Annotated in this window: 9 protein-coding genes and 1 pseudogene; 5 read left to right on the top strand and 5 right to left on the bottom strand. The window is 73.4% G+C overall.

What is annotated here, in order from left to right; translation table 11 throughout:
* Positions 1-240: 240 nt before the first annotated feature.
* The gene (locus ACFVYK_RS31860) at positions 241-1,104 is read left to right on the top strand and encodes an Fpg/Nei family DNA glycosylase (protein WP_389779995.1); all 864 of its coding nucleotides are present in this window, start codon (positions 241-243) and stop codon (positions 1,102-1,104) included.
* 51 nt (positions 1,105-1,155) lie between these two features.
* On the opposite strand, the gene ACFVYK_RS31855 is transcribed toward ACFVYK_RS31860, so the two are convergent.
* The 3 genes from ACFVYK_RS31855 to ACFVYK_RS31845 form a co-directional block, all read right to left on the bottom strand.
* Positions 1,156-1,824 (bottom strand): zf-HC2 domain-containing protein, encoded by a 669-nt coding sequence (locus tag ACFVYK_RS31855; RefSeq protein ID WP_389779993.1) that lies wholly within the window; start codon positions 1,822-1,824, stop codon positions 1,156-1,158.
* Between the two features lie 141 nt (positions 1,825-1,965).
* Entirely contained in the window at positions 1,966-2,478 is a 513-nt protein-coding gene (locus ACFVYK_RS31850) for a hypothetical protein (RefSeq protein WP_389779991.1), read from the bottom strand.
* Positions 2,479-2,613: 135 nt separating this feature from the next.
* Entirely contained in the window at positions 2,614-3,162 is a 549-nt protein-coding gene (locus ACFVYK_RS31845) for a sigma-70 family RNA polymerase sigma factor (protein ID WP_389779990.1), read from the bottom strand.
* A gap of 222 nt (positions 3,163-3,384) precedes the next feature.
* Between ACFVYK_RS31845 and ACFVYK_RS31840 the strand changes: the two genes are divergently transcribed.
* Entirely contained in the window at positions 3,385-4,536 is a 1,152-nt protein-coding gene (locus ACFVYK_RS31840; RefSeq protein WP_389780029.1) for a CapA family protein, read from the top strand.
* 112 nt (positions 4,537-4,648) lie between these two features.
* Here the strand turns inward: ACFVYK_RS31840 and ACFVYK_RS31835 are convergent, their stop codons facing one another.
* Entirely contained in the window at positions 4,649-5,122 is a 474-nt protein-coding gene (locus ACFVYK_RS31835) for a universal stress protein (protein ID WP_389779988.1), read from the bottom strand.
* Between the two features lie 139 nt (positions 5,123-5,261).
* On the opposite strand from ACFVYK_RS31835, the pseudogene ACFVYK_RS31830 reads away from it, so the two are divergent.
* Positions 5,262-5,516, top strand: a pseudogene (locus tag ACFVYK_RS31830) (amino acid--tRNA ligase-related protein); the annotation flags it as partial.
* Between the two features lie 131 nt (positions 5,517-5,647).
* Positions 5,648-6,487 carry a polysaccharide deacetylase family protein gene (locus ACFVYK_RS31825; RefSeq protein WP_389779986.1) on the top strand — a complete coding sequence of 280 codons (840 nt, stop codon included), beginning with the start codon at positions 5,648-5,650 and terminating at the stop codon, positions 6,485-6,487.
* A 33-nt stretch (positions 6,488-6,520) separates the two neighbouring features.
* Here the strand turns inward: ACFVYK_RS31825 and ACFVYK_RS31820 are convergent, their stop codons facing one another.
* On the bottom strand, positions 6,521-7,189 hold the full coding sequence (locus ACFVYK_RS31820) for a class F sortase (protein WP_389779984.1): 669 nt from the start codon (positions 7,187-7,189) through the stop codon (positions 6,521-6,523).
* A gap of 333 nt (positions 7,190-7,522) precedes the next feature.
* On the opposite strand from ACFVYK_RS31820, the gene ACFVYK_RS31815 reads away from it, so the two are divergent.
* Complete coding sequence (locus ACFVYK_RS31815) at positions 7,523-8,029, top strand: hypothetical protein (protein WP_389779983.1); 507 nt, start codon at positions 7,523-7,525, stop codon at positions 8,027-8,029.
* Positions 8,030-8,071 lie beyond the last annotated feature (42 nt).

The following is an 8,071-nucleotide window of genomic DNA, read 5'->3' as shown; positions in this document are numbered from 1 at the left end:
GTACACCGGGCCGGCCACGCACCCGTACGACCGCGCACCCGGTACACCGGGCCGGCCACGCACCCGTACGACCGCGCACCCGGTACACCGGGCCGGCCACGCACCCGTACGACCGCGCACCCGGTACACCGGGCCGGGCACGCACCCGTACGACCGCGCACCCGGTACACCGGGCCGGGCACGCACCCGGACGACCGCGCACCGCGAGGCGATGTCCGTCCCGGGTGGCACTCTGGACGTATGCCGGAACTGCCCGAGGTCGAAGCGTTGAAGGACTTCCTGGCCGAGCATGTCGTCGGCCACGAGATCGTGCGCGTGCTGCCCGTCGCGATCAGCGTGCTGAAGACGTACGACCCGCCCGTCACGGCCCTGGAGGGCCGCCAGGTCGCCGCCGTGGGCCGGTACGGCAAGTTCCTCGACCTGGCGACCGGCGACGGCCCGCACCTGGTCGCCCACCTGGCCCGCGCCGGCTGGCTGCACTGGAAGGAACGCCTCCCGGACGGCCCGCCCCGCCCCGGCAAGGGCCCCCTCGCGCTGCGGGTGGCCCTGGAGACGGGCGAGGGCTTCGACCTCACCGAGGCCGGCACCCAGAAGCGGCTCGCGGTGTACGTGGTGCGCGATCCGCAGGAGGTCCCCGGCGTCGCCCGCCTCGGGCCCGACCCGCTCGCCGACGACTTCGACGAGGCCCGCTTCACCGCGCTGCTGGCGGGCGAGCGGCGCCGGCTCAAGGGCGCCCTGCGCGATCAGAGCCTGATCGCGGGCGTCGGCAACGCCTACAGCGACGAGATCCTGCACGTGGCGAGGATGTCCCCGTTCAAACTGGCCTCGTCCCTCACCCCGGAGGAGACCCACACCCTCTACGAGGCGCTGCGCACGACGCTCACCGAGGCGGTCGACCGCTCGCGGGGGCTGGCGGCGGGGCGTCTGAAGGCCGAGAAGAAGAGCGGCCTGCGCGTCCACGGCCGCACCGGCGAGCCCTGCCCGGTGTGCGGCGACACGGTGAGGGAGGTCTCGTTCAGCGATTCCTCGCTGCAGTACTGCCCCACCTGCCAGACGGGCGGCAAGCCGCTGGCGGACCGGAGGATGTCGCGGCTGCTGAAGTGACCGGGAGCGGTCCTCCGCGGCCGGGACGGCCCCCTGCGCGGGGCGTCCGCGTCAGTGGGCCTTCAGCGTCACCAGGTGCTCGCCGGTCGCCGTGCGCAGTTCGTAGGCGACGATCTCGTCGGGGTGCCAGGCGGCCGCGCCCTGGACGGTGTTGGGGCGGGCGTCGTGCCGGGGCACGGTCCAGGTGGTGACGGTCTGCTCGGAGCCGTCGGCGCCGATGGCGATCAGGCGGCACGAGCGGGGGCCCGCACCGTCCTTGACCTGCAGCTCCACATGGCTGCCCCACACCTCGTCCTCGGTGGTGACCTGCGCCCACACGCCGGACTTCTCGTCCGTGGCGGTGACCCGCACGGCGTCGTCACCGTCGCTGCCGTCGCCGCCCCCGCCCGCCACCATGGCGAGCACCGGAGCGGCCAGGGCGACGACCACCGATGCGGCCACCGCGTACAGCACCCGTCGGCGCACGGCCCGGTGGCGGACCGCCACCTCGGCGAGCAACCGGTCCAGCAGCTGCGGGCCGGGGCCGGCGAAGGGGTGCACGGCGCGCGGGGTGGCGCGCCGGTAGAGCATCATCTGACGTGCGGTGGGGCCGAACTCGGTGACCTGTGCCGCACACTGAGGACACTCCATGAGGTGGTCCTCGAAGCGGAAGGCTTCCGCTTCGTCCAGCACGCCGAGCGCGTACGCGCCGACGTCGCGATGCCTTTCCAGGGACCTCATGCCGAAACCTCGTGCCGTTGAGTGCCAGTGGGGTTACTCGTTGCTCCCACCGGTACGCACCCGGCCGCCGAATCACTCAAGCCGCGTACCGAATCGTGACCCACACATTCGGAGCGGTCGGCCTCGCGGATTGGTGTGAATCTAAAAAAGATGAATCGCCAGATGCCCCAGCGGCAGTCCGAGCTGCCAGGCGGGCGTCCAGACCTTCGGTCCCTCGTCCTCGCCGACCGGCGAACCGCCCGGCGCCGCGTCGAGATCGGGGGCGAGCAGCTCGGTCTCCTCCAGCCAGCGCCAGGCCGCGGCCGCGAGTTCGAGGTCGGGTGAGGGACCTTCCAACCGGGCTGCCTCGGCTCTCAGTTGAGACATACGTGCGTCGACCCAGTCCTGCCACGGCTGGTCGTACGCCGTGAGCGAAAGCCAGGTCTCCAACTGGGTGACGACCCGGATCCCGGGCAGCTCCCCGTCGGTGTCGGACAGGAAGATCGTCAACGCCAGGGCGTCGCGCCCGGCGCGGAACTCGAAGGACGTCGGCGGCATCAGATCGCCGGTCCGCAGCAGTTCGTCGGCGATGTACTCGGCGTACAGCCAGGCCATGGGGACGGTGAGCCCACCGCCGCCGGTGCCGTCCGTGCTCTGGTGACCTCGGTGCAGCATCCCTTCCTGCCTTCCTCCGGTGCTTGCGTGTCGCCGCTGCCGGGACCTCGGTCCGGAACACGGATAAGGACACCCGATTACCCCAAGGGGGTCCTCGGCAAGGCGCTTTACGGAGGCTTGACCGTACTGTGGGTTTCAGCGCAGGTCGGCCGCGTATCCCGGAAGCACCCGACGCAGGGCGCGCAGCGCGTAGTAGGCGCGCGACTTCACGGTACCGGGCGGAATGCCGAGCGCCTGGGCGGCCTCCGCCACACTCGCCCCGCGGAAATACACCAGCACCAGGACGTCGCGGTGTTCGGGAGTGAGTGTCTTCACAGCCTCGCGCACGTCGAGGGCGGCGGCCGCCCGCTCGGCGTGGTCGGCGCAGACGGGCGCGTTCTCCAGCACGGCGTCCCCGACCTCGGGCGGCCTCGCCTGCCGGGCCCGCCGCGCGTCGATCGCGAGCCGCCGGCCCACGGTGAGCAGCCAGGGCCGCACCGAGTCGAAGGCGTCGGCGCGCAGCGCCTCGGGGTGCTGCCAGGCGCGCACCAGGGTCTCCTGCACCAGGTCCTCGGCGCGCTGGCGGTCGCCGTCGCACAGGCGCAGCAGCAGCGCGAACAGCGGCCGGCCGTGGTCGCGCTGCAATGCGGCGAGTTCGTGCTCGGCGGTCGTCGTCCTGGCGTTGAGGGCGGTTCCGGCGGTCATGGGCGTATGGCACCGCAAGGGGCCGGATCGGGACAGGGGGCGCACAGGGCTCTGCGGCGGACGGTCGATCGCGTCGACGAACGGTTCGACGAACGGTCCGGGCTACGCCGATCGCGGGCATCGGCCCTGGCCGAAGGGAGTGCCGGTGCCGTCCATCGCCGTCGATGGATTAGTAGTGATACGTGCGTAAATATGACAACCCATGTGAAACGGGGTGATCCGGTGCTCGCCCGCAGACACCAGGTGTCCCTGGCCCTGACGGCCCTGCTCACCACGGCCGCCGCCTGCCAGGCCAGGGATCACGGGCCCGCCGACCGGCCCGGACGGGCGGCGCCGCCCGCCGCCCGCGGCTTCACCCTCGTGGCCTCCGGCGACATCCTCCCGCACGCCACCGTCATCGACCGCGCCCGCTTCGACGCCGGCGGCACGGGCTACGACTTCCGCCCCATGCTCGAGGGTGCCGAGCCCGTCGTCTCCGCCGCGGACCTGGCGCTGTGTCACCTGAACACGGTCTACGGCGCGGACGGCGACTCCACCGCCCCGCCCCTCGCGTCCCCGCCCGAGATCGCCGCGGCGCTCGCGGCCACCGGCTACGACGGCTGCTCCACCGCCTCCGGCCACAGCCTGGACGACGGCGCCGCCGGCGTACGGCGCACCCTCGACGCGCTGGACGCCGCCGGTGTGCGGCACGCGGGCACCGCGCGCACCGAGGCCGAGGGCAACGCGATCACCCTCCTGCGCGCGGGACCGGCGAACGTCGCCCACCTCGCCTACACCCAGGACACCGGCGGCCGCCCCCTGCCGCCGGGACAGCCCTGGGCCGTCGGCCTCGCCGACCAGGACCGGATCCTCGCCGACGCCCGGGCCGCGCGGAAGGCGGGCGCCGACGTGGTCGTGGTCTCGTTGCACTGGGGCACCGAATGGCAGGACGCCCCGGACGACCGCCAGGTCGCCCTGGCCCGCGCCCTCACCGCCTCCCGCACGGACGGCCGCCCCGACATCGACCTGATCATCGGCTCCAGCGCCCACGTCCCCCAGCCGTACGAGAAGGTCAACGGCACCTGGGTGGTCTACGGGCTCGGCGACCAGATCGCGGGCGAGATGTTCAACCGGCAGGGCCTGCAGGACGCGCGCGGCGCCCAGTCGACCGTGGCCCGCTTCACCTTCGCCCGCCCGGCCCGGCCCGGCGGCCGCTGGGAGGTGCGCAGGGCCGAGTTCCTGCCCCAGATGTTCGACATCGACGCGGGCCGGGTGGTCGACCTCGACCAGGCCCTCGCCCAGGGCGCCGGGGTGGCGGGCGTCCGCGACCGGATCAGGGACGTCACCCTCAGCCGGGACGCGGCCGCCGCCGGGTTGGTGTCGGGGGAGCGGTGACCCCTGAAGGCGAGGTCCCCGGCGGCACCCACAGCGCCCGCTGTACCCGCTGGACTGACAGCGCCCGCTGGACCCGCAGCGCCCGTGGCACCCGCGGCGCGTGCCGTGGGCGTTACGGCACCACCGTCACCGGCCAGCGCCCCGCCTTCACCAGCCGCACCGCGACCGACCCCACGATCCGGTGCCCGGCCTGCTCGGACGCCCCCACCACCACCGCGTCCGCCTTGAGCTGGTCCGCGGCCTTCACCAGACCGCCGAACGGATCGCCGGGAAAGGTGTGGAACTCCCAGCGCACGTCGAATATCCCCCGGGTCCGCTCGGTGGCCTCCCGGATCTGCGCGACCAGGTCCTCGGCGATCGCGTCCGTCGTCTCCGCGACCGGCGCCCCGAGCGCCGCGCCCGCCACCGGAACCGGCTGCACGTACACCACCGCGAGCAGTGCGTGCTGGCGGCGGGCCAGACCGCCGGCGTAGGCCGCGGCGCGCAGCGAGGATTCCGAGCCGTCCACCCCGACGAGGATGACCTTGGGGCCGTCCGTGCCCCGCTCGAACTGGTGGGCCGGCTGCTGCGCGTGCTGTTCCGTCACGGCCAGAGGCTATCGGAAGCCCCTGGTCCGGCTCGGGCGCGGTCCGTTCGACGGGCGGCCCGCCCAGGTGTTCCTAGAGTCGAGTCATGAGTGCCCCCGCGGGGACCGCCACGGCCGAGGGCGCTGCGCACCCCGCAACGGCGGCCAGCTCGGCACGGCGTACTCCGAGCTGACCGACCCGGTCGTGCAGCGCCGTCGGCTCACCGAGCAGTCCCTGCTGGCGGCCGGCGGCGACCCCGAGGCGATGGAACTCGACGAGGACTTCCTCGATGCCCTCGAATACGCGATGCCCCCGACCGGCGGCCTCGGCATCGGCGTCGACCGCCTGGTCATGTTCCTCACCGGCCTCACGATCCGCGAGACCCTGCCGTTCCCGCCGGTACGCCACCGCTGACGCCCCTGGGCGGGACCCGTCGGTCCCGGCGTCCCCGGCGTGGGTGGGGACTGCGCCGGGCGGGTGGAATCGTGCCGCCGGAGCGGTGCCGATGGGGTGGGTCGAAGGCCCGCCGGGCGACTGATGACTGCATGAAGAAGGAGCAGTTGTTCACGCGCCGCCGGGCGTTGCTCGCCGGCGCCGCCGCCGTCGCAGCGGCCGGCACGGCCGAAGTGTTCCTGCGGGGCGAGGACGGCGACCCGGTCAGGGCCGCCGCACCCGCCGCCGGCGCCCCGGCGCGCAGCCTCCCGCTGAAGCCCTCCGCCTACCGCCTCCAGCCCCTGACCGGCTACGGCCCCCCGCACGCCGCGCCCGGCCGCACCCCCGTACGCCGCGAGCCGCTGCTGCGGATGACCGGCCGCGGCCGCACCATGGTCCTCACCTTCGACGACGGGCCCGACCCCCGGTACACCCCCCGCATCCTCGACACGCTGGCCGAGTACGACGTGCGCGCGATGTTCTTCGTGTGCGGGGAGATGGCCGTCGACAACCAGGACCTGCTGGCGCGCATGGCCGACGAGGGCCACATCGTCGGCAACCACACCTGGTCGCACCCCCTGCTGACCCGTCTCACCCGCCGTCAGATCCGCTCCGAGATGTCCCGCACCAGCGACGTCATCGAGAACGGCTACGGGGAGCGGCCGCGCTGGTTCCGGGCCCCCTACGGCGCCTGGAACCGCGCCGCCTTCCAGCTCGGCTCCGAACTGGGCATGGAACCGATCGCCTGGACGATCGACACCCTCGACTGGACCACCCCGGGCGCCGGCGTCATCGTCGGCCGGGTCGAGAAAGGCGCCGCCCCCGGCGTCGTCGTGCTCTCGCACGACGCCGGGGGCGACCGCTCGCAGAGTGTGCGGGCGCTGCGCGACTATCTGCCGCGGCTGCTGGACGCCGGCTACCACATCACCGTCCCCCGGCGGCAGTACGCCTGAGGCGGGCGCCCCGCCCGCCCGGTCCCGGCGCCGTCAGCGGACCTCGACCAGGCGGGCGAAGGCGACGACGTTCCCGTCGTAACCGTTCGCCTTGGAGAAACCGCCGCCGCAGGTGATGACCCGCAGTTCGGGGGAGCCCTTGGAGGCGTAGACGCGGTCGCCGGGAAAATCGTTCTTCTCGAAGACCTCGATGCCGTAGATCTCGAAGACCGCGGTCTTTCCGTCCTTCCGGGACACCTCGATGCGGTTTCCCTTCTTCAGCGCCCCGAGCCCGTAGAACACGGCGGGTCCGAGTTTGTTGTCGACATGGCCGACGACGACCGCCGTGCCCTTCTCGCCCGGTGAGACGCCGCCGGTGAACCAGCCGGCCAGGTTCGGGTCCTCCGGAGGCGGCGCACCGACCCAGCCGTCCGCGTCCAGGCCGACCGCCATGACCGGCGCGTCCACCTGGATGGCCGGGATCCGTACCCGGTCCGGCTCGGCGTAGGCCAGCGGGGTCGGGGCCCGGCCGAAGGCTCCGGCGGTGCGGCCGTCGGCGGCCGCCGCGGCGGCCGGCTGCGGCGGGCCGACGTCGAACTCCCCGGACCCGTTGCGGATCAGCGCGAGACCGGTCAGCAGAACAAGCGCTATCACGCCCCAAGGGGCGCGCTTCTTCTGCCGCTCCTCTTCTTCCGCCGCCTCGGACAGCTCGTACGCAGACATTCGCCATCCCCTTTCGACGCGGCCGTCGCCGCGTCCTTTCGCGCATACGAGAACGCTAAGTCCCGGGACGCCAACCGGCGACGGGGCGGCGGCGAACGGGTGGCCCGCGCTCCGCGCCGTGCGCCATCCGAGTTGACGACCGAAGTTATTTTCTGACGGTCCGTGACCTGCGGTGATATCCGGTTGCGCGCATTCCGCCCGGCGTGTCCTCTCACCAGGACGGACCATCGCCGAAATGCGGGCGCGCGCACGGCATCCGAGGGTCCTATCGGGAGGTGCTTTCTCGCCGACATGCCGGGGACGGGCCCCGGGGCGCCTTCCGCGGAGGATCACATGCGTACCACTCGTGTCCTGGCCGCCTCGGCGGTCTCCGCCGCCGCGGTCGCCGCCCTGGGACTCGCCGCCCCCGTCGCCGTCGCACGTGACGGCATGGACGCCAACCCGAGCAACATCGTCGTCCTGCCCAGCGTCATCGCACGCGGCGGCCAGCTCACCGTCACCGTCGACGGCTGCACCGGCGGCGGGTTCATGACCTCGCCGGCGTTCGGGCGGGCCAGCCTGACGCCGATCAACGGCGCCAACCGGACCGCCAGGGGCACGGCGACCGTCAACGCCAACGCCCGGCCCGGCACGTACGACATCACCGTCGGCTGCTCGGGCAGGACCCTGACCCGCCCGGCCGCCTTCACCGTCATCGGCGGTGTCCGCGGCGGTCTCGGCGGCAGCGCCGACACCGGCGCGACGCCGACCGACATGGCCATCGGCGGCGGGCTCGTCGCCGCGGCCGTGCTGGCCGGCGGCCTGTTCTGGATGCGGCGCCGCGCCGAGCGCCGCATCTGACGTCATCCCTTCGAAGAACGTGCGCGAGACGGGCCTTCGTCC

The organism is Streptomyces sp. NPDC058291 (assembly GCF_042880855.1).
Taxonomy (GTDB): domain Bacteria; phylum Actinomycetota; class Actinomycetes; order Streptomycetales; family Streptomycetaceae; genus Streptomyces.
This window is presented reverse-complemented; position numbering and strand designations above follow the sequence as displayed.

Excerpts from the sequence above, each read along its gene's own strand:
- ACFVYK_RS31860 (WP_389779995.1), top strand. The coding sequence starts at position 241 with ATGCCGGAACTGCCCGAGGTCGAAGCGTTGAAGGACTTCCTGGCCGAG.
- ACFVYK_RS31855 (WP_389779993.1), bottom strand. The coding sequence starts at position 1,824 with ATGAGGTCCCTGGAAAGGCATCGCGACGTCGGCGCGTACGCGCTCGGC.
- ACFVYK_RS31850 (WP_389779991.1), bottom strand. The coding sequence starts at position 2,478 with ATGCTGCACCGAGGTCACCAGAGCACGGACGGCACCGGCGGCGGTGGG.
- ACFVYK_RS31845 (WP_389779990.1), bottom strand. The coding sequence starts at position 3,162 with ATGACCGCCGGAACCGCCCTCAACGCCAGGACGACGACCGCCGAGCAC.
- ACFVYK_RS31825 (WP_389779986.1), top strand. The coding sequence starts at position 5,648 with ATGAAGAAGGAGCAGTTGTTCACGCGCCGCCGGGCGTTGCTCGCCGGC.
- ACFVYK_RS31820 (WP_389779984.1), bottom strand. The coding sequence starts at position 7,189 with ATGTCTGCGTACGAGCTGTCCGAGGCGGCGGAAGAAGAGGAGCGGCAG.
- ACFVYK_RS31815 (WP_389779983.1), top strand. The coding sequence starts at position 7,523 with ATGCGTACCACTCGTGTCCTGGCCGCCTCGGCGGTCTCCGCCGCCGCG.